Annotated in this window: 24 protein-coding genes; 18 read left to right on the top strand and 6 right to left on the bottom strand. The window is 72.7% G+C overall.

Annotation, left to right across the window (positions count from 1 at the left end; translation table 11 throughout):
• Positions 1–7: 7 nt before the first annotated feature.
• Positions 8–862 (top strand): endolytic transglycosylase MltG, encoded by an 855-nt coding sequence (gene mltG, locus ABZ464_RS30445; RefSeq protein ID WP_359281914.1) that lies wholly within the window; start codon positions 8–10, stop codon positions 860–862.
• A gap of 12 nt (positions 863–874) precedes the next feature.
• Here mltG and ABZ464_RS30450 read toward each other — a convergent pair whose 3' ends face one another.
• Entirely contained in the window at positions 875–1,972 is a 1,098-nt protein-coding gene (locus tag ABZ464_RS30450) for an NAD(P)-binding domain-containing protein (protein ID WP_359281917.1), read from the bottom strand.
• A 65-nt stretch (positions 1,973–2,037) separates the two neighbouring features.
• Here ABZ464_RS30450 and ABZ464_RS30455 point away from each other — a divergent pair, with 65 nt between their 5' ends.
• From ABZ464_RS30455 to ABZ464_RS30465, 3 genes are all read left to right on the top strand, one after another.
• Positions 2,038–2,460 carry a YjbQ family protein gene (locus ABZ464_RS30455; protein WP_359281919.1) on the top strand — a complete coding sequence of 141 codons (423 nt, stop codon included), beginning with the start codon at positions 2,038–2,040 and terminating at the stop codon, positions 2,458–2,460.
• A 103-nt stretch (positions 2,461–2,563) separates the two neighbouring features.
• Entirely contained in the window at positions 2,564–3,127 is a 564-nt protein-coding gene (locus ABZ464_RS30460; RefSeq protein ID WP_359281921.1) for a dihydrofolate reductase family protein, read from the top strand.
• A gap of 625 nt (positions 3,128–3,752) precedes the next feature.
• Entirely contained in the window at positions 3,753–3,914 is a 162-nt protein-coding gene (locus ABZ464_RS30465) for a hypothetical protein (protein WP_359281924.1), read from the top strand.
• Between the two features lie 272 nt (positions 3,915–4,186).
• Here the strand turns inward: ABZ464_RS30465 and ABZ464_RS30470 are convergent, their stop codons facing one another.
• Positions 4,187–4,498, bottom strand: coding sequence for a zf-HC2 domain-containing protein (locus ABZ464_RS30470; RefSeq protein WP_359281925.1), 312 nt, complete (start codon positions 4,496–4,498; stop codon positions 4,187–4,189).
• A 190-nt stretch (positions 4,499–4,688) separates the two neighbouring features.
• Between ABZ464_RS30470 and ABZ464_RS30475 the strand changes: the two genes are divergently transcribed.
• The 11 genes from ABZ464_RS30475 to ABZ464_RS30525 all read left to right on the top strand — a co-directional run bounded on the left by ABZ464_RS30475 (position 4,689) and on the right by ABZ464_RS30525 (position 17,317).
• On the top strand, positions 4,689–4,895 hold the full coding sequence (locus tag ABZ464_RS30475) for a CHRD domain-containing protein (protein WP_359281928.1): 207 nt from the start codon (positions 4,689–4,691) through the stop codon (positions 4,893–4,895).
• 45 nt (positions 4,896–4,940) lie between these two features.
• A complete protein-coding gene (locus ABZ464_RS30480) occupies positions 4,941–5,912 on the top strand; it encodes a DUF1996 domain-containing protein (protein WP_359281931.1) in 972 nt (323 codons plus the stop codon).
• 76 nt (positions 5,913–5,988) lie between these two features.
• A complete protein-coding gene (locus ABZ464_RS30485; protein ID WP_359281933.1) occupies positions 5,989–6,567 on the top strand; it encodes a sigma-70 family RNA polymerase sigma factor in 579 nt (192 codons plus the stop codon).
• Positions 6,564–7,193, top strand: coding sequence for an anti-sigma factor (locus ABZ464_RS30490; protein WP_359281936.1), 630 nt, complete (start codon positions 6,564–6,566; stop codon positions 7,191–7,193). The genes ABZ464_RS30485 and ABZ464_RS30490 overlap by 4 nt, the downstream gene beginning before the upstream one ends.
• A 326-nt stretch (positions 7,194–7,519) precedes the next feature.
• Positions 7,520–8,095 (top strand): sigma-70 family RNA polymerase sigma factor, encoded by a 576-nt coding sequence (locus ABZ464_RS30495; RefSeq protein ID WP_359281938.1) that lies wholly within the window; start codon positions 7,520–7,522, stop codon positions 8,093–8,095.
• Entirely contained in the window at positions 8,092–8,805 is a 714-nt protein-coding gene (locus tag ABZ464_RS30500; protein ID WP_359281941.1) for a zf-HC2 domain-containing protein, read from the top strand. Before ABZ464_RS30495 ends, ABZ464_RS30500 begins: the two co-directional genes overlap by 4 nt.
• A 396-nt stretch (positions 8,806–9,201) precedes the next feature.
• Positions 9,202–10,131, top strand: a complete 930-nt coding sequence (locus ABZ464_RS30505; RefSeq protein WP_359281944.1) for a cyclase family protein — start codon at positions 9,202–9,204, stop codon at positions 10,129–10,131.
• Between the two features lie 203 nt (positions 10,132–10,334).
• Positions 10,335–13,283: a SpoIIE family protein phosphatase gene (locus tag ABZ464_RS30510; RefSeq protein WP_359281947.1), complete on the top strand. Its 2,949-nt coding sequence runs from the start codon at positions 10,335–10,337 to the stop codon at positions 13,281–13,283.
• A 59-nt stretch (positions 13,284–13,342) separates the two neighbouring features.
• Complete coding sequence (locus ABZ464_RS30515) at positions 13,343–15,088, top strand: ATP-binding cassette domain-containing protein (protein WP_359281950.1); 1,746 nt, start codon at positions 13,343–13,345, stop codon at positions 15,086–15,088.
• Positions 15,085–16,119, top strand: coding sequence for an ABC transporter permease (locus ABZ464_RS30520; protein ID WP_359281952.1), 1,035 nt, complete (start codon positions 15,085–15,087; stop codon positions 16,117–16,119). The genes ABZ464_RS30515 and ABZ464_RS30520 overlap by 4 nt, the downstream gene beginning before the upstream one ends.
• 31 nt (positions 16,120–16,150) lie before the next feature.
• Positions 16,151–17,317, top strand: a complete 1,167-nt coding sequence (locus ABZ464_RS30525; RefSeq protein WP_359281954.1) for a substrate-binding domain-containing protein — start codon at positions 16,151–16,153, stop codon at positions 17,315–17,317.
• Positions 17,318–17,350: 33 nt separating this feature from the next.
• Here the strand turns inward: ABZ464_RS30525 and ABZ464_RS30530 are convergent, their stop codons facing one another.
• The gene (locus tag ABZ464_RS30530) at positions 17,351–19,159 is read right to left on the bottom strand and encodes a glycoside hydrolase family 15 protein (protein WP_359281956.1); all 1,809 of its coding nucleotides are present in this window, start codon (positions 19,157–19,159) and stop codon (positions 17,351–17,353) included.
• A gap of 59 nt (positions 19,160–19,218) precedes the next feature.
• Complete coding sequence (locus ABZ464_RS30535) at positions 19,219–19,533, bottom strand: hypothetical protein (protein WP_359281959.1); 315 nt, start codon at positions 19,531–19,533, stop codon at positions 19,219–19,221.
• Between ABZ464_RS30535 and ABZ464_RS30540 the strand changes: the two genes are divergently transcribed.
• The 3 genes from ABZ464_RS30540 (at position 19,532) to ABZ464_RS30550 (ending at position 22,324) form a co-directional block, all read left to right on the top strand.
• Positions 19,532–19,825 carry a hypothetical protein gene (locus tag ABZ464_RS30540; RefSeq protein ID WP_359281961.1) on the top strand — a complete coding sequence of 98 codons (294 nt, stop codon included), beginning with the start codon at positions 19,532–19,534 and terminating at the stop codon, positions 19,823–19,825. The genes ABZ464_RS30535 and ABZ464_RS30540 overlap by 2 nt on opposite strands.
• Before the next feature lie 76 nt (positions 19,826–19,901).
• Positions 19,902–20,687 carry a cyclase family protein gene (locus ABZ464_RS30545; RefSeq protein ID WP_359281964.1) on the top strand — a complete coding sequence of 262 codons (786 nt, stop codon included), beginning with the start codon at positions 19,902–19,904 and terminating at the stop codon, positions 20,685–20,687.
• The gene (locus ABZ464_RS30550) at positions 20,684–22,324 is read left to right on the top strand and encodes a thiamine pyrophosphate-binding protein (RefSeq protein ID WP_359281967.1); all 1,641 of its coding nucleotides are present in this window, start codon (positions 20,684–20,686) and stop codon (positions 22,322–22,324) included. Before ABZ464_RS30545 ends, ABZ464_RS30550 begins: the two co-directional genes overlap by 4 nt.
• 17 nt (positions 22,325–22,341) lie before the next feature.
• Here the strand turns inward: ABZ464_RS30550 and ABZ464_RS30555 are convergent, their stop codons facing one another.
• Together ABZ464_RS30555 and ABZ464_RS30560 are read right to left on the bottom strand one after the other, a co-directional pair.
• Complete coding sequence (locus ABZ464_RS30555; protein ID WP_359281969.1) at positions 22,342–22,563, bottom strand: hypothetical protein; 222 nt, start codon at positions 22,561–22,563, stop codon at positions 22,342–22,344.
• Positions 22,564–22,627: 64 nt separating this feature from the next.
• Positions 22,628–23,869, bottom strand: coding sequence for a VWA-like domain-containing protein (locus ABZ464_RS30560; RefSeq protein ID WP_359281972.1), 1,242 nt, complete (start codon positions 23,867–23,869; stop codon positions 22,628–22,630).
• Between the last annotated feature and the right edge of the window lie 10 nt (positions 23,870–23,879).

Consider the following 23,879-nt stretch of genomic DNA (forward strand, 5'->3'; position numbering starts at 1 on the left):
TGCCCGCATGCAGATGAACACTCCGCCACGGAGCACGATTCGACTGACGCGCCGGGGCCGGCTCGCCCTTATCGCGACCGGAGCCGTCGTGGCCGGTACCGCCGTGGCGGTGCCGCTGCTGAGCACGGAGCACAAGGCGCCGCAGGCGCCGAAGAAGCCCACCGCGCTCGTCATCCGGGAGGGCTGGCGCGCGAGCCAGGTCTACGACGCCGTCGACAAGGCCCTCGCCCTGCCCGCCGGCACGACCAGGAAGACGCTGCCCCAGGCCGGCCTGAAGCTGCCGAACGACGCCGACGGCAACCCGGAGGGCTACCTCTTCCCGGCGACGTATCCACTGGACAAGAAGACGACACCCCAGTCGCTGCTGGCCTACATGGTCGACACGGCGAACAAGCGATTCAACGGGGTACCCGTCACCGCGGGCGCCCAGCGCAACGCGATGAACGTCTATCAGGCCGTCACCCTCGCCAGCCTGGTGCAGGCGGAGGCCGCCACCAAGGCGGACATGGGGAAGGTGGCCCGGGTCGTCTTCAACCGGCTGGCGCGCGGCATGCCGCTGCAGATGGACTCCACCATCAACTACGCCCTGAACCGGTCCACGGTGCGGACCACGGAGAGCGACACCCGGATCGAGAGCCCCTACAACTCCTACCAGCGCATGGGCCTGCCGCCCACGCCGATCGACAACCCCGGCGAGGAGGCGATGCACGCAGCCCTCAGCCCCACCCCGGGCGACTGGCTGTACTTCGTCACGGTCAAACCCGGCGACACCCGCTTCACCGCGAACTACCAGGAACACCTGCGCAACGTCGCCGAGTTCAACCGCAACCGGCAGAGCGCGTCCCCGAAGGCGGTCAGGTGACGCGACGCCACGTCAGGCGGCGGCCGACTCCCGTTCGGGCTCCCCGGCCCCCTCGGCCAGCAGCCGTCCGATGTCCCGTACGGCCGCCCGGCCCGCCCGGTTGGCGCCGATGGTGCTGGCCGAAGGCCCGTAGCCGACCAGATGGATCCGCGGATCGGCGGCCACGCGGGTGCCCTCGAGCCGGATCCCGCCGCCCGGACCCCGCAGTCGCAACGGCGCGAGATGGTCGATGGCGGCCCGGAAGCCCGTCGCCCAGAGGATGACGTCGGCGTCCACACGGCGGCCGTCGTCCCACTCCACCCCCTGCGGGGTGATCCGGTCGAACATCGGGAGCCGGTCCAGGACCCCGTCCGCCAGTCCCTGCCGGATCGCGTCGTTCAACGGCAGCCCCGTCACCGACACCACGCTCTTCGGCGGCAGCCCCTGCCGCACCCGCTCCTCCACGAGCGCGACCGCCGCACGGCCCGCCCCCTCGTCGAACGGCCCCTCGCGGAACACCGGCGGCCGCCGCGTCACCCAGGTCGTGGCGGCGGCGTACGGGGCGATCTCCAGCAGATGCTGCGTACCGGACGCCCCGCCGCCCACCACGACCACCCGCTGCCCGGCGAACACCTCGGGCCCCGGGTACTGCGCGGTGTGCATCTGCCGCCCGCGGAACGTCTCCTGGCCGGGGTAGCGCGGCCAGAACGGCCGGTCCCAGGTGCCGGTCGCGTTGATCAGCGCCCGCGTCGACCAGGTGCCGACGGAGGTCTCGACGAGCAGCCGCCTGCCGGACCCCTCGCGCACGGCCCGTACGTCCACCGGACGCCGTACCCGCAGGTCGAATGTTTGCTCGTACGCGGCGAAGTACTCGGAGATCACCTCAGACGACGCCCGCGCCGGATCGGCCCCGGTCAGCTCCATGCCCGGCAGCGCGTGCATCCCGTGCACCTTGCCGTACGTCAGTGAGGGCCACCGGAACTGCCAGGCCCCGCCCGGACCGGGCGCGTGGTCCAGCACCACGAAGTCGCGCTCCGGCTCGAACCCGGTGCGCCGCAGGTGATGGGCGGCGGCCAGTCCGGCCTGGCCGGCGCCGATCACCACGACCTCGACCTCACGAATGTCGTTCACGCCTCCACCAACAGCGCGGGCCGGGCGGATCTTCCCGGGACCGCTCCATGGGCCAGGATGGTGGCATGTCAGACGCGTTCACCACCCGAGTACTGCACATCGCCTCCGGCACCCGGGAGCGGGTCGTCGATCTCACCCGGGACTGCGAGGCCTTCCTGAGGGAGGCCGCCGGCGACCGTGACGGCCTGCTGAACATCTTCGTCCCGCACGCCACCGCCGGAATCGCCGTCATCGAGACGGGCGCCGGCAGCGACGACGACCTCCTCGCCGCCCTCCACACCCTCCTCCCCGCCGACGACCGCTGGCAGCACCGCCACGGCAGCCCCGGCCACGGCCGCGACCACGTCCTCCCGGCCTTCGTCCCGCCCCACGCGACCCTGCCGGTCGTCGCCGGGACACTGGAGCTGGGCACCTGGCAGTCGGTGTGCCTGGTGGACACGAACAGGGACAATCCCAACCGCCAGGTGCGGCTGAGCTTCCTGGGCTGAGCGTGGGACGCGACGAGCGATTCGCAGGGGATTCCGCGAGCCGCGATGAGTCCTGCGGTGTTGGGCGGTCGTAGTGTCGGACCCGTCACCGAGGAGGCTTCTGATGCGCACCGTGACCTATTCCATGAACGTGTCACTCGACGGCTACATCGTCGGGCCGGACGGTGGCTTCGACTGGACGGTGCCGGACGAGGAGGTCTTCCGTTTCTGGATCGACGAGATCCGAGACGTCGGCGTCCACCTGTTGGGACGACGGCTGTACGAGACGATGCTGTACTGGGAGACCGCCGACCAGGATCGCCCGCTCGACGACTCGGAGCTCGAGTGGGCCGCGCTCTGGAACCCGCTCCCCAAGGTGGTGTTCTCGAACACGCTGACGTCGGTGCAGGGCCATGCCCGCCTGGCCTCCGGCGGACTGGCGGAGGAGATCGAGCGGCTTCGGGCCGAGCCGGGGGAGGGTGACATCGCGATCGGCGGCGCGACGCTCGCCGCCGAGGCGGGCGCGGCGGGTCTGATCGACGAGTACCGGGCCGTGGTCTACCCGGTGCTGGTCGGCGGCGGCATTTCGTTCTTTCCCCGACGCGAGCGCCGGGTGGATCTCGAACTCGTCGAGACCCGCATCTTCAGCTCGGGAGTCGTCTACCTCCGCCACCGGGTGGCACGCTAGCCGGCTCGCCCGCCGAGCGGTCGAAGTCCTCGTGCGGACAGCGGTGGCGGGTGGCCGTATTCGCCGCCGTGTTCGCCCCTACATCCTTGGCGACCACGCCACTTCAGCAGCCGACATCCCGATTGATCCGGCCGCCTCGTTCATACGTTGCTCCCCACGACGCTGCACAAGCCGTGTGATGGGCGGTCCGGAGAGGACGGGGAAGCGGGATGACTGTGGTCGCGAAACGGACGGCGGAGGCGCCGGCGCGCAGGGGCGGGGGCTCCTGCTCCTCGCCACACTGCCGCGGCCGGGGCGGCGATGGCTGTACGACTGGGCGCTCACCCGCAAGCGCTACCCCGTACGGCGACGCCGTCGCGCGCGGCAGCAGCCGGGTGCGGATGGGTATGGTGCACGACGGCCGCGCATGGGGCACTCATCGGGGTGGACGACGACCGGATCGTCGCGGGCCACAGGACCGGCGTACCCCTCCCTGTGCACCGGTTCGCAGTTCCTGGAGGTGGGTGAGGGTGCTCGCCGTTGCGCGAGGAGCTGTCGGAGTGCGGTCCGGAGGCCATTCCTCGGCACGGTCGGCGGGCAGCGGAGGGGACGCGACGGTACGACCGTCGGTGACGCCGGTCGGGCTGTGTCGCATGCGAACTCCCCGATGCCGATGGCCCGCTACTACGGCTTTGCCGAGGTGGAGCTGACGGACAACCCCGAGGGCGACGATCCCGTCTCGCTCAACCCCACCTTCTCGGACCTGGAGGAGCGGCGTTCCCTCACAGATATTCTGAGCGGTCTCTGAAACCCGGGGGGGGATTGGCCCGTTGCTCTTCATGGCAAGCCGAGAATTCCACTGTGGAGATTCCCCCGATGGGAGAACAGAGGCGCAGGAGGGCCGGTATTCACTGCGGCCCCTCGACGCGACATTGGAATCCATCGGGCGGCGCCTCCCGGAGGTACGTGCCGTGACGTTCGAGAAGTGCGGCAGCTTCGTGGCCTGAGCCCCGTACGAAAGGAGCGGGCGAAGACGGCAACCCCGTCTCCGCCCGCTCCTTTGTGTGCGGGCGGCTCGGCTCACCGGAGCCGCTCCCGCACGCCATCGCACTGACGCAGAAAGTCCAGAACCTGCTTTACCTCGCCCAGCGAATGGACCTCCTCCAGACAGATCCAGCAGTCCATCAGATGCGCTTCGAACTCGGCCGTTTCGGCCGCGTCGAGAATACCCAGAACATAGGCGCCCGACTCGGGGCGGGGCTCGTCCGGCAGCATCACCATCAGTGCCTCTTCTCGCGGTTGGGGAAATTCGTGGAACCGGAACCCGCTCCCATAAGAACGTGTTGAGCCGACGTTGAGTTCAACCGGGTCCGAACCGAGTGCCGTCGGCATACGTGACAGGGCTGAGGCCGGGACGACCACGGCCGTGCTGGCGGGTTCCCTGCCGGCCGCCGGGTGCGCCGCTCAGGCGTCGGCATCGTCGGCATGGAACGGGACGGCGAGCCCGAGTTCCTGTACTCCATCGCGGAGAAGGTCCTCGGCGGCGGCAGCAGGTTCAACGAGATCTACGCCCGTCCTGGGCATGGGGGCCGCTGTCTCTGTCGGCAAGAACGGCGCGGTGCAGGTGCCGCTGTTCACCACGCCCGTCCCGCAGAACGGCTTCGCCGTCTCCGGCTCGGTCGGGGTGCCGGACACCGCCCTGCTCAAGCAGATTCAGAAGCACCCGGCGGGGCTCTACGCCAACCTGTACACCGCCGAGGGAAGGCTTGATTGGTCTGGACATCACTGAGACGCTGCACGCGTGTGGATTCGATTCCTCCGCCCAAGGGCCCGTTTGCTCCAGCTGGCCGTACCCCTGACGGTCGGAGTGTCCGTCGTCCTCGTCGTGGGACTGTCCGGCCCGGGCCGCACCGCTTCGGGACATGCGGCACCGGCCGCCGGCCAGTACGTCGACATCGCGTCGGTCCCTCGGGCCGTCGTCCCGGCCGATGGTCCGGACGCCTCCACGGGATCGTTCACCGTCGACTGCGGCCGGAACGAGAACGGCCACCGCAACGCCGACAACGTCGTCGTGTCCCCCGGAGTGACGGGCGAATCGCATCACACGCACGACTACGTCGGGAACGTGTCGACCAACGCCGACTCCACCAACCAGAGTCTGGCCGCGGCCGGGACCACCTGCGTGAACGGTGACCGCTCCACGTACTACTGGCCCGTCCTCAGGCGCCTGGACCGGCAGGGCAGCGATGTGCACGCCACAGGCGGCGGCATGGACGGCAACTTCGGGCAGATCCTGACCCCTTCGTCGGTCCTGGTGCAGTTCCGCGGCAACCCGCTGAGCGAGGTGGTCGCCATGCCGCGGTTCCTGCGGCTGGTCACCGGGGACCCGGTGGCGACGAGTGTGAACGACCCCAGCCGTGTCCACGCCCAGTGGGGCTGCTCCGGCTACCCGGACCGGTTCTCCGTGAAGTACGCGCTGTGCCCCGAGGGCAGCGGACCGACCCGCACCCTGGACTTCCCGAGCTGTTGGGACGGTCTGTCCACCGACAGCCCCGACCACCGCAGCCATGTGGTGTTCCCCGGCGCGGGCGGACTGTGCCCGCACGCCACGTTCCCCGTCCCGCAACTGCGGATCACCCTGACGTACGCGCTCCCGCACGGCACCCCCTACGCCGTGGACTCCTTCCCGGAGCAGAAACGCGACCCGAGGACCGAACACGGGATGTTCATCGACGTGATGACCGACTCCCAGATGCAGCGGGTGGTGTCCTGCGTCAACGACGGCCGGCAGTGCCGGGAGACGTGACCGCGGAGACAGTGAACCACCGCTGCTCGCGATCCGTGTTCTGCGCGTCGGAGCAGGAGAGGACGGGAGTGGGCGGATGGCGGCGGCACTGTGGTCGCGCACTCGACAGAAGCACCGGAGAACGAGTGACGAGGCACTGATCCAGGCTCTGTACGAGGAACACGGCAGAGCCCTCCTCGCCTATGCGCAGCGGCTCACCGGCGACCACGCGGCAGCGGAGGACGTCGTGCAGGAGACACTGATCCGGGCCTGGAAACACCCCGACGCACTGGTGAACGGGAAGGGCTCGGTACGCGGCTGGCTGCTCACCGTGGCCCGCAACATCATCACGGACCGGTACCGGGCCAGGGCGGCGCGCCCCACCGAGGTCGCCGAGTCCCCCACCACCACGGCCGTGGAGCAGGACCACGCGGACGCCGTGGTGGACTCGATGCTCGTCATGGAAGCCCTCGACAAGCTGTCACCGGGCCACCGGGACGTGCTGAAGGAGATCTACTTCCAGGGCCGGAGCGTCACCGAAGCGGCCGAGAATCTCGGGATTCCCGCCGGGACGGTCAAGTCCCGGTCACACCATGCCTTGAAGGCATTGCGGGACATGTACGGCGACAAGCCGGAAGCAGCGAAGCTCGTCGCGGTGAACGAGGTGGCGGTGTGAGCATTCAGCAGCACGACAGCGAACTACTCGGCGCCCATGTCCTCGGCACGCTCGATGAGCGGGTCCCGCCGGAGGCGTTCCTCGACGGTCCGCCCGAGGGCGGCGACCTGCTGCTGCAGCGCACGCTGCGCAAGGCCCGCGGCGAACGCGACGGTGCGGAGCGGCGACGACGGGCGGTCCTGACCGCGGTGGCCGCGGTCGCGGCGACGGCGGTACTGGGCGGCGGAGTCCTCATCGGCCGCGGCATGGGCGGCCCGCACACACCCCCGCAGGCGGATCCCCCGCTGCCCTCGGTGTCCGTCCCGGCCATACCGCCCTCCGGTACGAAGGTGGCCTCGGGGACCAGTACCAGTACCGGTACGGGGACGCGGATGACGGTCCGGCTGACGCCGGCGGCCGACTGGGTCCGGGTCAACGCCTCGGTGAAGGGAATCCCGGCGGGGGAGCGGTGCCGCCTGATCCTGGAGTCCAACGACGGCAAGCGGGAGATCGCCGGCAGCTGGGTCGTCGCCGACGCGGTCAGGGGCGCCGACCTGGACGGCTCGGCCGCCGTACGGTCCGTTGACGTCGCCAAGGTCCTGGTGGAGAACGAACAGGGTAAGGAGTACGTGTCCCTGAATGTCTGAGCGGTACGACGTACAGCGCGCCGGCCGGCCGGGAAACGGCGGACCCGGCCGACCGGGGCGTCGTTGACGGGCTCCGCCCGGGCAGCCGTGGGCCGGGGCGCCCGGGACCGGACTAGGCCTCAATGTCCGACTCTTCGCCGACGGACGCCTGGTGGCGTGGCGACCTTCCGGGCGGTGGGGAGTACGCCGGCGGACCGGCCGGACGGGGCGCACTCGGTCGTGGTCCGGGAGGGCGGTGGTCGGCGCGTGCCGCGGACCATATTGAACCGGTCGGGGCCGTCGCCCGTGTACAGCGCGTCAGCCCAGGAGAGGACGGGAGAGAGTGGATGGCGGCGCTGTGGTCCCGCACTCGGGAAAAGCAGAAGGCGAGCGACGAGGTACTGATCCGGTCCCTGTACGAGGAACACGGCAGAGCCCTCCTCGCCTACGCGCAGCGGCTGACCGGTGACCACGCCGCCGCGGAGGACGTGGTCCAGGAGACGCTGATCCGGGCCTGGAAGCATCCGGACGCACTGGTCAACGGCAAGGGTTCGGTGCGCGGTTGGCTCCTCACGGTGGCCCGCAACATCATCACCGACCGCTACCGGGCCAAGGCCGCGCGGCCGACCGAGGTCGCCGAGTTCGCGGCCGCCACACCGGTGGAGCGGGACCACGCGGACGCCGTGGTGGACTCCATGCTCGTCATGGAGGCCCTCGACCGGCTCTCCCCGGATCACCGGAGCGTGCTGGAGGAGATCTACTTCCAGGGAAGGAGCGTCGCCGAGGCGGCCAAGGCCCTGGGAATTCCGCCGGGGACGGTCAAATCCCGGTCACACTATGCTCTGACGGCGCTGCGCGACTTGTACGGAGACAGACCGACGACACCAGCGAAGTTCGTCGCGTTGAAGGAGGTGGCGGTATGAGCATCAGGCAGCATGACAGCGCACTGCTCGGCGCCTATGTCCTCGGCGTTCTCGACGAGCGGGAAGTGCGGGCGGTCGACGAGCATGTGGCGTCGTGCGAGCGATGCCGCGAAGAACTGGACGGATTGCGCGAGATGGAAGCGGCCTTGGGTGAGGTGCCGCCGGAGGCGTTCCTCGACGGTCCGCCGGAGGGCGGCGATCTGCTGCTGCAGCGCACCCTCCGCAGAGCCCGCGGTGAACGCGACGGCGTGGAGCGTCGCCGCCGGGTCGTGCTCACCGCGGTCGCCGCGGTCGCGGCGGCGGCCGTCCTCGGCGGCGGTGTCCTGATCGGACGCGGCACCGGCGGCGGGACGACACCGGTCGCGGAGCCGCCGCCGCCCTCCACCACGGCCGTGGCCACGCCGCCCGCCGGTGGCAAGGTGGGCTCGGGCACCAGCGCCACCACGGGCAGCCGTATGACGGTACGGGTCACCCCCGCCGCCCAGTGGGTCCGGGTCAACGCCTCGGTCAAGGGCATCCCGGCAGGGGAGAAGTGCCGGCTGATCGTGGTGTCCAAGGACGGCAGCCGTGAGGTGGCCGGCAGCTGGCTGGTCGCCGACGAGGTCAAGGGCGCCAACCTCGACGGCTCGGCCGCCGTGCCGGCCGCCGACGTCGCCAAGGTCGTCGTGGAGAACGACCACGGCAAGGAGTACGTGGCCGTCGCCCTCTGACCGATCGCGTCCAAGGGAGCCTGGCCGGGCGCCGCGTTGTCCGGCGTTCGCGGCCGTCGCGGGCCCGCGGCCGGCCGGGTCGGCGCCGGGGCTCCCGCAGCGCCGACCCGGCTTCGTTGCCGTTCCGTTATCGTCCGGTCCACGTTCCATCACACGACGGCCGCACCCTCGATGTCCATGATCGCTCACCACGCAGAGCGGTCCCGCTCCGGAGGCGCACCCGCTGCCCGCCTGCGGCCGGTGGCCGACGCAGGACGGCGCGACCTTCACGCGCCTCCGGAGCTCAGGAACGCGGCACGCGCACATCCCCCGGGCCGTCCGCCCAGCCGGGGCGTCCTTGCGGAGGCGCACCCCGGGCGTCCTGCGCGGCCTCCCGGTGGGTGCCAAGCTGGAGGCATGTCCCCGACATCCGGGCCGGCCGTCTCCCGTGCGGAGTTCGACGCGCTCTTCGGGGCGGTGCGCACCTGGGGTGACTGGGACCGGCCCGACCGCGGCGCCTGGAACCGGGTCACCGCGGACCATGTGCGGCGGGCCCTGGCCGAGGCCCGGTCCGGGACGGTCGTCCCGATGGCCCTCCCCTGGAACACGCGGCCCGACCCCGACAACCCCAAGCCGGCCCTGCACCACATGACCGACCTCGGAGATGTGGAGAGCCCCGAACCCGCCGCCCACAAGGACTTCATCGCCGTCGACTACCACGGCAGGGGCGTCACCCATCTCGACGCGCTCTCCCACATCGCCTACCGGGGCCGGCTCTACGACGGCCGTACGGCACGCGAGTCCGTCGACGCCGGCGGTGCCCGCTTCGGCGCGGTGTCGGCGCTGGGTCCCCTGCTGACGCGGGGGGTGCTGCTCGACCTGCCCGCCGTCCTCGGGGTCCCCTGGCTGGAGCCGGGCGGGGCGGTGCACGCGCGGGACGTCCTCGCCGCGGAACGGGCGCTCGGGGTGACGATCGGCGAGGGCGACGCGGTGCTGCTGCGCACGGGGCACGTCCGCCGCCGCACCGAACTCGGCCCCTGGGACTCCGGTGCGCTGAGCGCGGGCTTCCACGTGGACGCCGTACCGCTGCTGGCCGAGCGGGGTGTCGTCCTGCTCGGCGGAGACGGCGACAGCGATGTACGGCCCTCACCCGTGGCGGACGTGCACTCTCCCGTGCATGTCCTGGCCGTCACCGCGATGGGGGTACCGCTGCTGGACAACCTCGACCTGGAGGCCCTGTCGGCCGCCACCGCCGAGGCGGGCCGGTACGCGTTCCTGCTCGTCGTGGCACCGCTGAACATCCCGGGCGGGACCGGCTCCCCGGTCACCCCGGTCGCGGTCCTGTGACGACCGGCCATCCGGCCGTCACGGCAGGTGAGGGTCCCTGGTGGCCGTCGCGCCTGGGACGGGCGGCCCATGACTCGCGCCCTGTATGTCCGTATGCTCGTCAATGTCGGATTCTTTGCTGAAGGGTGAACGAGTCGCAGGGTGAGGGAACGCGGGCGCGAGTGAGGCGAGGCGTGTATCGATCCGGAAGAGAACAGGCGGCGGTGGGGCGTGCGACGGACGGCACGGGTCCCACGCGTTTCCGTGAGCGGTTCCTGCAGGGAGAAGCGGTCGAGCGGGGCGTACGGCCCTCGATCCTGGACTCCTGGCAGCGCTGCCGGACCCTGGGGCTCTCGCCGGACGAGGCCGACCTCCCCTTCCGTGACGACTTCGAGGCGGATGGCCGTATCGTCCGCGCGGCGGTGCCGGTGCTCGACCGGCTGGAGTCCCTGTTCTCCGGCAGCAAGATCAATATCTCCGTCGCCGACGCCAACGGGACGGTTCTCCTGCGGCGCTTCGGCGAGGCGTCCCTGGCCCGCAGTCTTCCGGCCATCCAGCGCGTCCCGGGCTTCGTGTTCGCCGAGCGGGTCGCCGGCACCAACGGCATCGGTCTCGCCCTGGCCGAACGGCAGCTCATCCGTGTCTACGGCGCCGAGCACTTCGCCGAGCGCTCCCAGGCGAGCGCCTGTGTCGCGCTGCCCGTGCGCGATCCGCTCAGCGGCGGCATCGAGGGCGTCCTGTGCTTCGGCTACCCGCGCGGCTTCGAGTCCCCCGCGCTCGGCACCGTGATCCGCAAGGCGGCCCGCGCCATGGAGCGCCGGCTGCTGGGACAGAGCTCCGCCCGCGAGCGTGCCCTGCTGCGGGCCTACCTGGGCACCGGGGCCGAAACGCAGGCCGCCGATGCGACCGATGCGGCCGACGTCGCCGAGGGGGGTGTGTCGGCCCTGGCCCTGCGCGCCGGCGACCGGGCGCTCCTCATGGAGAAGGCCGCCGAGCTGATCTCCCGCGGTCAGCGGGCCGCGGTGGACGTGCCGCTGCCCGACGGCCGCCGGGTGACCCTCGTGAGCCGCCCGATGACCAGTGCGTCGGGCGTGGAGGGCGTCGCCATCGAGGCCGTTCTCCCCGGCTCCTCGTCCGGGGAGCGACTCGTCCCCGGAGAGCCGCTCGTCCTGCCGGGCCGGGACGACGAGCGGCTGCCGGGCTTCCCCGTCGAGCCCGCGGTCGTCGCCACCGTCTCGCGGCTCGCACGCCTCTCCGCCACGCCACCGGCCGGACACATACCGGACCGGGACGGCGGCGGAGCCGAAGGGGTCGGCGTCGACGGCATCGGAGTCGAGGGCGTCACCATCGGCCGTGCCGGCGTCGAAGGGGTCGCCGTCGACCGTGCAGGGGCAGGGGCAGGGGCCGGTGCTGGTGCCGGTGCCGGTGCCGGTGCCAACGGTTCCCCCGGCCCGGCGCCCGCGGCCCGCGGGCTCCTCCTGGTGGGGGAGCCGCAGGTGGGCGCCTACGCGCTGGCGGCGCGCCGCCGGCTGGAGCTGCTCTCCGAGGCCAGCGCCCGCATCGGCACCACCCTGGACGTCCGCCGCACCGCCGAGGAACTCGCCGAGACGGCCGTCCCCCGGCTGGCCGACTACGTCACCGTCGATCTGCCCGACGCCGTCCTGCGCGGTGAGGAGTCCGCCGACCCCGTCGGCGACCTGCACCGGACGGTGATCCACGGCCTCCGCGACGACCTGCCCTTCACCCCGGTCGGCCTGCGCACCGACTTCGGCCCGACCGCGCCCCAGCGGCGCGCGCTGACCGGCGGACAGGCGGTGCTGGAACCGGACCTGGCGAGCGCCGCGGGCTGGCTCGCCCAGGACCCCGAACACACCGGGACCCTGCTCACCCATGTGCACTCCCTCATCGCCGTCCCCCTGGTGGCGCGCGGCGTCGTGCTGGGCGTCGTCAGCTTCTACCGCGCCCAGGAACCCGCCCCCTTCGGCGACGACGACCGCTCGCTCGCCCAGGAACTCGCCACCCGCGCCGCCCTCTCCATCGACAACGCACGGCGCTACACCCACGAGCGCGCCATGGTCCTGGCCCTGCAGCGCAGACTGCTTCCGCACGGGCTGCCCGACCAGGAGACCGTCGAGATCGCCCACCGCTATCTGCCCGCCGAGGCCGACGTGGGAGGGGACTGGTACGACGTCATCCCGCTCTCCGGCGCCCGCATCGGCCTCCTGGTCGGCGACGTCGTCGGCCACGGCATGCTCTCCGCCGCCACCATGGGCCGGCTGCGCACCGCTGCCCGCAGCTTCGCCGAGCTCGACTTCCCGCCCGACGAGGTCCTCGTCCACCTCGACAACCTCGTGGGACGCCTCGACCGCGAGGACCCCGAGGGCGAGGGCGTCGGCATCATCGGCGCGACCTGTCTCTACGTCGTCTACGACCCGACCTCGCAGCGCTGCCTGATGGCCCGCGCCGGACACCCGCCACCCGCGCTGGTCCGCCCCGACGGCAGCGTGACCTATCCCGACCTGCCCGCCGGGCCCCCGCTCGGCCTCGGCGGACTGCCCTTCGACGCGGTCGAGATCGACCTGCCCGAGGACAGCCAGCTGGTCCTCTACACCGACGGCCTCATCGAGGACCGGCACCGTGACGTCGACCTGGTCCTCGACCAGCTGCGCGCAGCCCTGGCCCACCACCCGGAACGCACCCCCGAGGACACCTGCCAGGCCATCCTGGACGCGGTGGCACCCGCCCACCCGTGCGACGACATCGCCCTGCTGGTCGCCCGCACCCACGCCCTGGACCCCGGCCGGATCGCCACCTGGGAGCTGCCCGCCGACCCCGCCCTCGTCGGCGAGGTCCGCGCCTCGGCCATGAGACAGCTGGCCGACTGGGGACTCGACGAGGCCGCCTTCGCCGCCGAGCTGATCCTCAGCGAGCTGGTCACCAACGCCATCCGGCACGGCACCGGGCCCGTCCGGGTACGGCTGCTGCACGACCGCTCCCTGATCTGCGAGGTCTCCGACTCCAGCAACACCGCCCCGCATCTGCGCCGGGCGGCCAGCACCGACGAGGGCGGACGCGGCCTCTTCCTCGTCGCCCAGCTGTCCCGGACCTGGGGCACGCGCTATCTCCCGGAGGGCAAGGTCATCTGGGCCGAGTGCGGGCTCGACGGCCCGTGAGGCGCACAGCCCGCGTCAAATATCCGAAATGGCATGAATGATCCAGATAGGATCGCCTCATGTGCGACGCTCCCGACCCGTCCGCCCCGGCGGCCGCGCCCCTCGCGTCGGAGCCCCTGGTCCGCATCCGTGGGCTCGGCAAACGGTTCGGCGGGACCGTCGCGCTGGCCGGTGTCGACCTCGACGTCCACGCGGGCAGTGTCCTCGCCCTCCTCGGGCCCAACGGAGCCGGGAAGTCCACCCTCATCAAGGTCCTCGCCGGCGTCCACCAGGCCGACACGGGACGGATCACGGTGGACGGCCACCCGCTCGGCAGCCATGCCGCCATCGGCCGGATGTCCTTCATCCACCAGGACCTCGGACTCGTGGAGTGGATGACCGTCGCCGAGAACATCGCCCTCGGCGCCGGGTACCCGCGCCGCGCCGGACTGGTCTCCTGGCGGCGCACCCGCGCGCAGTGCGCCGACGCCCTGCGCACCGTCGCCGCCGACCTCGACCCCGACACCCCGGCCGCCCGGCTCGCGCCCGCCGAGCGGTCCCTGGTCGCCATCGCCCGGGCCCTCACGGCCCGCGCCCGGCTCATCGTCCTGGACGAGCCGACCGCCCGTCTGCCCGCCCCGGACTGCGCCCGGCTCTTCCGCGTCCTGCACGACCTGCGCGACCGCGGTCACGCCCTGCTCTACGTCAGCCACCGCCTGGACGAGGTCTACGAGGTCGCCGACACCTTCGCCGTCCTGCGCGACGGCCACCTCGTCAGCCACGGCCCCCTGGCGGACCACAGCCCGGCCCGCCTGGTGCACGACATCGTGGGCCCGCTACCGGCGGACCGGACGGCCCTGCAACCCGCCGAACCGCCGCACGACCAGACCCCCGGCTCCGTCTCCCAGGAGGCCCCACCCCCGGCTCCAGCCCCGGCACCCGGCCCGGCGTCCGGCCCGGCTCCAGCCCCGGCCTCCGGCTCTGTTCCCGGCCCGGCGCCAGCCCCGGCCTCCGGCTCTGTTCCCGGCCCGGCGCCCGGCTCTGTTCCCGGCTCTGTTCCCGGCCCGGCGTCCGGTCCCGCCCTCCTGACTCTCGAAGCCGTACGGACCACCGGCGTGGGCCCGGTCGATCTCGGGCTTCGGGCGGGTGAGGCCGTGGCGCTGGTCGGTCTCTCCGGGGCCGGGCATCTCGACCTGGGGCGGGCGCTCGCCGGCGCACGCCCCCTGCTCTGCGGGGAGGTCCGGCTCGGCGGACGGCCGTACCGCCCCCGGACGGTCGCGGACGCCGTACGGCAGGGTGTCGGACTCGTCCCCGGCGACCGGCTGCGGGAGGGCTGCCTGGCCGAGCTGACCGTACGGGAGAACCTCTTCGCCAACCCCGCCGCGGGAGACCGCCCGGCCCCGCGCTGGATCGGCCCCCGCCGGGAACGCGCCGAGGCGGCCGCCCTCGTCGACCGGTTCGCGGTGAGCCCCCACGACACCGAGGCCCCCCTCGCCACCCTGTCCGGCGGCAACCAGCAGAAGGTCATGATCGGCCGGTGGCTGCGGGCGGACCTGCGGCTGCTGATCCTGGAGGAGCCGACCGCGAGCGTCGACATCGGCGCCAAGGCCGCCGTCCACCACCTGCTCGACGAGGCGCTGGCCACGGGCCTCGCGGTCCTGCTGATCTCCACCGACTTCGACGAGGTCGCCGATGTGTGCCGACGCGCCCTGGTCCTCGTCAGGGGAGCCGTCACGGCCGAACTGAGCGGCACGGCCCTCACGGTCGCCGAGCTGACCCGCGCCGCCTCGGCCGTGCCCCCGCCCCGGACGGGGACGGGCCCATGACGGCCCCGACCCCGCCCCGGCCCCGCCGACCGGGCGGGCACCTCGTCGGCGCCTACGGACTGCTCGCCCTCACCGCCCTGCTCTTCCTGGTCTTCTCCCTCGCCCTGCCCCGCACCTTCCCCACCCTCGACACCGTCGACTCGATCCTGTCCACCCAGTCGATCCCGGCGATCCTCGCGCTCGCCGCCACGGTCCCCATCGTGACCGGCGCGTTCGACCTCTCCCTCGGCTACGCCCTCGGCCTCGCCCACGTCATGGTGATGCAACTCGTCGTCGAGGAGGGCTGGCCCTGGCCGCTCGCCGCTCTCGCGGTGATCGCGGGAGGGGCCGCCGTGGGTGTCCTGAACGGGGTCGTCGTCGAATACGGGCGGATCGACTCCTTCATCGCCACCCTCGGCACCGGCAGCATGCTCTACGCCGTGACCGGCTGGGTCACCGGCGGCGGCCGGATCGTCCCCGGCCCCGACGGCCTCCCGCCCGCCTTCACCGACCTCTACGACTCCACGTTCCTCGGCCTCCCGGTCCCCGCCTTCTACGTCCTCCTCCTCACGGCCGTCCTCTGGCTGGTCCTGGAGCGGCTGCCCCTCGGCCGGTATCTGTACGTCGTCGGCTCCAACCCGCGCGCGGCCGACCTGCTCGGCATCCCGACCCGCAAGTACACCGTCTACGCCTTCACCGCGTCGGGCCTGATCGTCGGCATCGCCGGGGTGCTGCTCGCGGCCCAGCAGCAGATCGGCAATCCCAGCGTCGGCCTGGACTACCTGCTGCCCGCCTTCGCCGGCGCGCTCCTCGGCGCCACCGCGATCAAGCCCGGCCGGCCCAACGCCCTCGGCACCCTGGTCGCCGTCACCGTCCTCGCCGTCGGCCTCACCGGCATCGGACAGCTCGGCGCCGACTTCTGGACGGTCCCGCTGTTCTACGGCGGGACCCTGCTCATCGCCGTCGGCCTCGCCGGATACGCCGCCCGCCGCCGGCTGAGCGGCAGCGTCCACGCCGCCCGCGACGCACCCCCCGGCCCGCCCGCCCCGTAATGCCCGCCCGTCCCCCAAGCGAGGAGCCCTCGTGCACGGCAACCGCAGAGCCACCCCCGGCGCCCGCACCGCCCGGGCCGGCTCCTGTGCGCTGCTGCTGGCCGCAGTCACCGTCCTCGCCGGCTGCCAGCGCGGCTCCTCCGACGCCTCGGGGGAGACCCCCACGGGCCCCAACGGCTGCCCCGCCGTCCACGCCGGCGCCCAGGCCGCCGTCCTCCAGGCCGAGCAGACCGACGTCCCCTGGGGCGGCCCGACCACCGGACCGAGGGCCGTACCCCGCAAGACCCTCGTCTATGTCGCCCAGACCATGACCAACCCCGGCGTCGCGGGCGCCGCGCAAGGCGTACGGGAGGCCGCGCGGGTCATCGGCTGGAACGTCCGGGTCATCGACGGCGGCGGCACCCCCGCCGGCCTCCAGGCCGCGATGAGCGAGGCCGTGGCCCTCAAACCCTCCGGCATCGTCATCGGCGGCTTCGACCCCAACTCGACCTCGGCCCAGGTGGCGCAGGCCGACCGGGCGGGCATCCCGCTCGTCGGCTGGCACGCCCTCGCCGCCCCCGGCCCCAGCCGCCGGCCCCCGCTCTTCACCAACGTCACCACCCATGTCGAGGAGGTGGCCGCGATCAGCGCGCGCTGGGTCATCGCCCACTCCCAGGGCCGCGCCGGGGTCGTCCTGATCACCGACGCCTCGATCCCGTTCGCCAAGAACAAGTCCGAACTGATCAAGAAGGAGCTCGCCACCTGCCCGGGCGTGAAACTCCTCGCCTACCCCAACATCCCGATCCCGGACGCCGGCAGCCGCACCCCCCGGGAGATCTCCTCCCTCCTCGCCCGCTTCGGCGCCCGGTGGACCCACTCCGTCGCCATCAACGACCTGTACTTCGCCGACGCGGCCCCCGCCTTCCGCGCGGCCGGGAAGAAGGGGTCCGGGCCGCCGTACAACATCGGCGCGGGCGACGGCGACCCCTCCGCCTTCCAGCGCATCAACAGCCGGCAGTACCAGGCCGCCACCGTGCCCGAACCGCTGTCCCTGCAGGGCTGGCAGATCGTCGACGAGTTCAACCGCGCGTTCTCCGGGACGCCCGCCAGCGGATACACGGCCCCCGTCCACATCGCCACCGCCGACAACAGCGCCGACACCACCACCTGGGACCCGACGGGCTACCGGCAGGCGTACCGGACCATCTGGGGGAAGTGAGGGACCCCGGCGCGCCCGTACGGCGCCCGGGCCTCAGCCCAGCGCCCGGTCCAGGTTGAAGGCCGCGCTGATCAGCGCCAGATGCGTGAACGCCTGGGGGAAGTTCCCCTGCTGCTCACCCGTCTGGCTGATCTCCTCGGCGAACAGGCCCAGATGATTGGCGTACGTCAGCATCTTCTCGAACGCCAGCCGCGCCTCGTCCAGCCGCCCGGCGTGCACCAGCGCCTCGACGTACCAGAACGAGCAGATGGAGAACGTGCCCTCGTCGCCGCGCAGCCCGTCGGGGCTGGCCAGCGGGTCGTAACGGTAGACCAGGGAATCGGAGACCAGGTCCTCGGTGAGCGCGTCCAGCGTCGACAGCCACTTGGGGTCGGTCGGCGCGATGAACTTGGTCAGCGGCATCATCAGCACCGCCGCGTCCAGCACGTCCCCGTCCTCGTGCTGCACGAACGCCCGCCTGCGCGGCGACCAGCCGTGGGAGTGGATGCGCCGGTAGATCGCGTCGCGGGCCTCCTGCCAGCGGCGCAGGTCGGCGGGCAGCCCGCGCCGGTGCGCCATCCGGATCGCCCGCTCGATCGCCACCCAGCACATCAGCCGCGAGTACAGGAAGCTCTTGCGGCCGCCCCGCGTCTCCCAGACCCCCTCGTCCGGCTGGTCCCAGTGCGCGCACACCCAGTCCACCAGGGCGCACACGTCGTCCCACTGGTCGCTGGAGACCGGCCGCGCCCACTTGTCGTACAGATAGACCGAGTCGATCAGCGCGCCGTAGATGTCGAGCTGGAGCTGGTCCGCGGCGGCGTTGCCGACCCGCACCGGCGCGGAGCCCTGATGGCCCTCCAGATGCGTCAGTTCGGTCTCGGAGAGATCCGTGCGCCCGTCGATGCCGTACATGATCTGCAGCGGCCCGGAACGCTTCCCGTCACCCGGGGTGATGTGCCGGGTCACGAACTCCATGAAGGCCTCGGCCTCGTCGGTGAACCCCAGCCGCAGCAGGGCGTACACGCAGAAGGCGGCGTCGCGCACCCAGAGGTAGCGGTAGTCCCAGTTGCGCTCGCCGCCCAGCTGTTCGGGCAGGCTCGTGGTCGGCGCGGCGACGATCGCCCCGGTGGGCCCGTAGGTGAGCAGCTTCAGGGTGAGCGCGGAGCGGTGCACCATCTCCCGCCAGCGGCCCCGGTACCGGGACGCCGACAGCCAGCGCCGCCAGTACGTCACCGTCGCCGCGAACTGCTCCTCGGCCTCCGTGCGCGCGCACCGGCGCGGGTTCACCTCGCCGCCGACCTGGTCGAGGGCGAACACCGCCGACTCGCCCTCGGACAGCTTGAAGTCCGCCCGTACGTCCGGTCCCTCGCACTCCAGGGGCACCGTCGAGGTGAGCGAGAGCGTCAGCTTCTCGGACTCGAAGACCGCCATGCCCTCGACCAGGCGCACGGTGTGCGCACTGGCGCCGTAGTCGAACCGGGGCGCCACCCGGGTACGGAACGGCAGCGCGCCGCGCACGCACAGCACCCGCCGGATCAGCCGGTGCCGCTCCGCCTCCCCGGCCCCGCCGGTCACCGGCATGAAGTCCTGCACCTCACCCACGCCGTCCCCGGTGAAGAACCGGGTGATCAGGACGTTGGTGTCGGGGAAGTAGAACTGCTTCGTGCGGGCCGGGACCGCCGCCGCCAGCTCGAAGCAGCCGCCGCGCCCGGCGTCCAGGATCGAGCCGAACACGCTCGGCGAGTCGAAGGCGGGACAGCAGTACCAGTCGATCGTGCCGTTCGTCCCCACCAGGGCCACGCTGCGCAGATCGCCGATGAGCCCGTGCTCGGCGATCGGCAGATAGCGGCCGGCATCAGTCATGGCAGCCTCCCTGGCCCGACCCCCGCTGGCGAGAGTTCCAGCCTAGGCGGGATCGGCCGTCACGTCCTCGGCAGCCAGTCGTCCAGGGCGTCGATGAGCGGGTCGAGCGCCGGCTCCTCGCCGGAGCGGTCCGTCATGACCGTACGGCCGCCGAACCGCAGCGTGTACTGGAACGAGTCGTACACCCCCATGCCCATCGTGAACGAGGGGACGTCGTCCAGCGCCGGATCCCCGAGCAGCAGGCGCAGCTCGCGGAACTGCGCCGCGGTCGTCCGCCGCACCCGGGACGCGCCCTTGTCGGTGACGCGGACGGTGCCGTCGCCCCGCAGGACCACCTCCTGGTTCACCCCGGCGAAACCGCCGGTGATCGTCATGGTCACCAGCTTCTGGTCGGGGCCGGTGACGGGCACGGGCACGGGCGTGCGGCTCGCGGAAGCCGAAGCCGAAGCCGACGGCGACGGCGACGGCGACGCCGAAGCCGACGCGGAGGGGGAGACAGGGGGCGCCGAGGTCCTGCTCGCCGTGCCCGTGGGCCCGGCCGTGTCCTCGCCGCCGTCCTCGAAGGCGCAGCCGGTCAACGTCAGCACACCCACCGCGCACACCGCCGCCGCGCTCGCGGCCGTCGACCTGGCGAACATGACGTCCCTCCCGCGTGTCGATCGCTGAATGGGCGTCATATCAGGGTGCCATGCTGTGAGTTGAGCCGCGAGAGTGATGAGTCCAGGTTCTCCCAGGAGGTCCCGTGCCCGAGCCGTCCGTCCTTGCCGCGCTGGTGTCCGGGTTGCGCGGCGGGTCGATCGAAGTCGTCGACCTGACCGCGCCCCTGTCGGCCGCCACCCCGGTGATCCAGCTCCCGCCCGAGTTCGGCCAGACCGCGGTGTTCGAACTGGAGGAGATCAGCAGGTACGACGACCGGGGACCGGCCTGGTACTGGAACAACTTCCGCAGCGGCGAGCACACCGGCACCCACTTCGACGCCCCGAACCACTGGGTGACCGGCAAGGACCTCGCCGATGTGGCGTCCGTGCCCGCGCGTCGGCTGGTCGCCCCGGCCGTCGTGCTCGACTTCACCACGGAGGCGGCCGAGGACCCCGACTTCCTGGTGGAGGTCGAGCACGTGAAGGCATGGGAAGCCGTGCACGGCCCGCTGCCCGAGGGCGGCTGGCTGCTGCTGCGCACCGGCTGGGACGCCCGCGCGGACTCCCAGGAGGCGTTCCTGAACGCGGACGAGAACGGCCCGCACACCCCTGGACTGTCCCCGGACTGCGCCCGCTGGGTGGCGCGGGAGGCGCCGGTCATCGGGCTCGGCGTGGAGACGGTGGGCACCGACGCCGGGCGCGGGCATTCCTTCGACCCGGCCTTCCCCTGCCACTCCTACCTCATGGGCGGCGACAAGTACGGACTGACCCAGCTGCGGAACCTCGCCGCGCTGCCGCCCACCGGGAGCGTGGTCGTCGCCGGGCCGCTGCCCATCGTCACCGGCTCCGGGGCGCCCGCGCGGGTGCTGGCGCTGGTGGAGCGGTCGTGAACGTCGCCGAGGCCGTGGGGCGGGCGCTGGTCGCGGCCGGGATCGGCCAGGTCTTCGGCGTGGTCGGATCGGGCAACTTCCATCTCACCAACGCGATGACCGCCGCCGGGGCGCGGTTCGTCGCCGCACGTCACGAGGGCGGCGCGGCGACGATGGCCGACGCGTACACCCGCGTGAGCGGAACCGTGGCAGCGCTGAGCGTCCATCAGGGGCCCGGACTGACCAACGCGCTGACGGGGATCACCGAGGCCGCCAAGAGCCGTACCCCGATGCTCGTGCTGGCGGCCGAGGTGACCGAGCCGCGGTCCAACTTCCACATCGACCAGGACGCGCTGATGCGGGCGGTGGGCGCGGTACCGCTGCGGATCACCTCGGCCGAGGAGGCGGTCGCGCAGGCCCTGGAAGCGCTCCGGCACGCCCTGCACGAACGGCGTACCGTGCTGCTCAACCTCCCTCTCGCCGTACAGGCCCTCGAGGCGCCCGGCGGTGTCGTGTCGCAGGCCGTTCCGCCGCCGGCCAGGGAACCGGTCGAACCCGCGCGGGCGGACGTGGACGCGTTGGCGCGGCTGCTGGCGGCGGCCCGGCGGCCGGTCTTCGTGGCGGGCCGGGGCGCCCGCGCCGCCGGAGCCGGGGACGCCCTGGAGGCCCTGGCCGAGTGCCACGGCGCCCTGCTGGCGACCTCCGCCGTCGCCCACGGCCTCTTCCACGGCAATCCGTGGTCGCTCGGGGTCTCCGGGGGCTTCTCCTCCCCCCTCGCGGCCGAACTGATCGCCTCCGCCGACCTGATCGTCGGCTGGGGCTGCGCGCTGAACATGTGGACGACGCGGCACGGCACCCTGATCGGCGCCGAAGCGACCGTCGTCCAGGTGGACGACGACCCGACGGCCCTCGGCGCGCACCGGGAGCTGCGGCTCGGCGTCACCGGTGATGTCACGCGCACCGCACACCGGGTGCTGGCGGCGGCCGACGGGAAACAGCGGGGTCTGCGGACCCCCGGCATCGCCGAGGCCCTCGCCGCCCGGGGGCGCCGACGGGACGTGCCGTACGAGGACGCCGGCGGGCCAGGGCGGATCGATCCGCGCACCCTGAGCATCGCGCTCGACGACGTCCTCCCGGCGGAGCGGGTGATCGGCGTGGACTCCGGCAACTTCATGGGCTACCCGATGGCGTACCTGTCGGTGCCGGACGAGAACGGCGTCTGCTTCACCCAGGCCTTCCAGTCGATCGGCCTGGGCCTCGCGACCGCGATCGGCGCCGCCCTGGCCCGGCCGGACCGGCTGCCCGTGGCGGCGCTCGGCGACGGCGGCGCGCTGATGGGCGCCGCCGACCTCGACACCGTGCGCAGACTCGGGCTGCCGATGGTGGTCGTCGTGTACAACGACGACGGCTACGGAGCCGAGGTCCACCACTTCGGGCCCGACGGACATCCCCTCCACACGGTCGAGTTCCCCGAGACGGACCTCGCCGCCCTGGCCCGCGGGTACGGCTTCGAGACCGTGACCGTGCGCACCCGGGCGGATCTCGGGGCCGTGGAGGAGTGGCTCGCCGGGCCCCGGACCGGGCCGCTGCTGGTCGACGCGAAAGTGGCGAAGGACCGGGGGGCCTGGTGGCTGGAGGAGGCGTTCCGCGGACACTGAGTCCCCGTCCTCCCGCGTCACACCTCGCGCGGGGCGAACAACTCCAGATGACCGCAGGCGCGGCAGCGGAACGCGTCTATCTGGAAGCGGGGCCGGCCGAAGCGCTTGGCCCCGCCCAGGATCCCGCGCTCCAGGGGCCCGGGAATCCACCGCGCGTACCCCCGGGAGTGGTCACCGGAGTCCTCGACGAACCCCGGCTCCAGGTCGAACCCCTGGCACTGCGAGCATCTGATCTCCATGCCGGCACTGTAGGAGCAGCCGCTGTGAGCCGGTGAGCCCTCTCCGGCAACGTCCCGGTGCTGTTCATCCGATATCCACCACCCGTGCCCAGTCGGGCGGCGCGTCCGGCACGTAGTCGGGGTCGTCCTCCCGCCAGGAACCGCCCCCGGGCCGGGAGAAGAGACCGACGACCGTACGACACGCCGGACGGGCCTCGGGCCAGGGCGTCTGACCATCCGTCAGCACCACGACGACATCGGGCCGGGGCGGCGTCCGCAGCGCCTTGGCGAAGCCCGTGCGCAGATCCGTGCCCCCACCGCCCATCAGCGGAATCCCCTCACCCCGGCACAGCGAGTGCACGAACCGGGCGTCGGCGTCGCACGGCAGGACGGTGACCAGGTCCCGCCGCCCGCCCACGGCACGGCAGATCGCGGCGACCTCCAGGAGCGCGCTGCCCAGTTCGGCGTCGCTGACCGACCCGGAGGTGTCGATGATCACGGACACCTGGGGCGGCCGCCGGCGCAGGCTCGGCAGGACGACCCCGGGCACCCCGGCCGAGCGCCGCGACGGCCGCCCGTACGAGTAGTCGTCGCCCCCACCCGCGCCCGACGCGGCCGAGCGGACCGCCGCCCCCAGCAACTCCCGCCAGGGCTGCGGCGGATGGAACGCCTCCTCGGCCCACCGCCGCCACTGCTCGGGCGCGTTCCCCGGCCGGCCCTTGATGCCCTGCGCCACCCGGAAGCGGACGGCGTCCCGTTCCTGCTCGCTCAGTCCGTGCGCGCCGTCGGGGCCGAGATCCCACTCCCGCTCCAGCCCGTCGGCGCCGCTGCCGCAGTCCAGCCAGACCAGGTCCTGGGTGCGCGCCCCCAGCGTGAAGAGGCGCAGGTAGTCCTCCATCAGCCGGCCCTCGGGCAGCCCCAGGAACTCCGGGTCGACGGCGCCCGCGGGCCGGACCAGCCCCTCGCCGTAGGCGTCGTCGTTGATCTCGCAGTCCGCCGCGATGTTCATCCGCAGCCGTTCCCCGGGGCCGGTCAGACCGCGTTCCCGGGCCACCCGGTCGCTGCGCCCGTGGTGGTCGCGCAACAGGTGCGACACCTCGTGCACCCAGACCGCCGCCAGCTCCTCCACCGGCATCCGCTCCACGAACGCGGGCGAGACATAGCACCGCCAGTGCCGGTCGACGCCCATCGTCGGCACCCGCCGGGACTCGACGACGTGCAGGGCGAAGAGCGCCGTCGCCAGGTAGGGGCGGGCCCGCGCGGCGTGCAGCCGGGCGGTGAAGAGCTTGTCGCGGTCTAGGGGCGCCGGGGCGGCCACGTCCGTCATCGGTCCTGTC

It is taken from the genome of Streptomyces sp. NPDC005820, assembly GCF_040630255.1.
GTDB lineage: Bacteria > Actinomycetota > Actinomycetes > Streptomycetales > Streptomycetaceae > Streptomyces.

What these genes read in the sequence shown, in the direction of transcription:
- ABZ464_RS30535 (WP_359281959.1), bottom strand. Translation starts at nt 19,533, where the DNA reads ATGACGATCACCGGCGGTTTCGCCGGGGTGAACCAGGAGGTGGTCCTG.
- ABZ464_RS30455 (WP_359281919.1), top strand. Translation starts at nt 2,038, where the DNA reads ATGTCAGACGCGTTCACCACCCGAGTACTGCACATCGCCTCCGGCACC.
- ABZ464_RS30470 (WP_359281925.1), bottom strand. Translation starts at nt 4,498, where the DNA reads ATGCCGACGGCACTCGGTTCGGACCCGGTTGAACTCAACGTCGGCTCA.
- ABZ464_RS30485 (WP_359281933.1), top strand. Translation starts at nt 5,989, where the DNA reads ATGGCGGCGGCACTGTGGTCGCGCACTCGACAGAAGCACCGGAGAACG.
- ABZ464_RS30475 (WP_359281928.1), top strand. Translation starts at nt 4,689, where the DNA reads ATGGGGGCCGCTGTCTCTGTCGGCAAGAACGGCGCGGTGCAGGTGCCG.
- ABZ464_RS30500 (WP_359281941.1), top strand. Translation starts at nt 8,092, where the DNA reads ATGAGCATCAGGCAGCATGACAGCGCACTGCTCGGCGCCTATGTCCTC.
- ABZ464_RS30530 (WP_359281956.1), bottom strand. Translation starts at nt 19,159, where the DNA reads ATGACTGATGCCGGCCGCTATCTGCCGATCGCCGAGCACGGGCTCATC.
- ABZ464_RS30540 (WP_359281961.1), top strand. Translation starts at nt 19,532, where the DNA reads ATGGTCACCAGCTTCTGGTCGGGGCCGGTGACGGGCACGGGCACGGGC.
- ABZ464_RS30520 (WP_359281952.1), top strand. Translation starts at nt 15,085, where the DNA reads ATGACGGCCCCGACCCCGCCCCGGCCCCGCCGACCGGGCGGGCACCTC.
- ABZ464_RS30505 (WP_359281944.1), top strand. Translation starts at nt 9,202, where the DNA reads ATGTCCCCGACATCCGGGCCGGCCGTCTCCCGTGCGGAGTTCGACGCG.
- ABZ464_RS30495 (WP_359281938.1), top strand. Translation starts at nt 7,520, where the DNA reads ATGGCGGCGCTGTGGTCCCGCACTCGGGAAAAGCAGAAGGCGAGCGAC.
- ABZ464_RS30560 (WP_359281972.1), bottom strand. Translation starts at nt 23,869, where the DNA reads ATGACGGACGTGGCCGCCCCGGCGCCCCTAGACCGCGACAAGCTCTTC.
- ABZ464_RS30515 (WP_359281950.1), top strand. Translation starts at nt 13,343, where the DNA reads ATGTGCGACGCTCCCGACCCGTCCGCCCCGGCGGCCGCGCCCCTCGCG.
- mltG (WP_359281914.1), top strand. Translation starts at nt 8, where the DNA reads ATGCAGATGAACACTCCGCCACGGAGCACGATTCGACTGACGCGCCGG.
- ABZ464_RS30460 (WP_359281921.1), top strand. Translation starts at nt 2,564, where the DNA reads ATGCGCACCGTGACCTATTCCATGAACGTGTCACTCGACGGCTACATC.
- ABZ464_RS30555 (WP_359281969.1), bottom strand. Translation starts at nt 22,563, where the DNA reads ATGGAGATCAGATGCTCGCAGTGCCAGGGGTTCGACCTGGAGCCGGGG.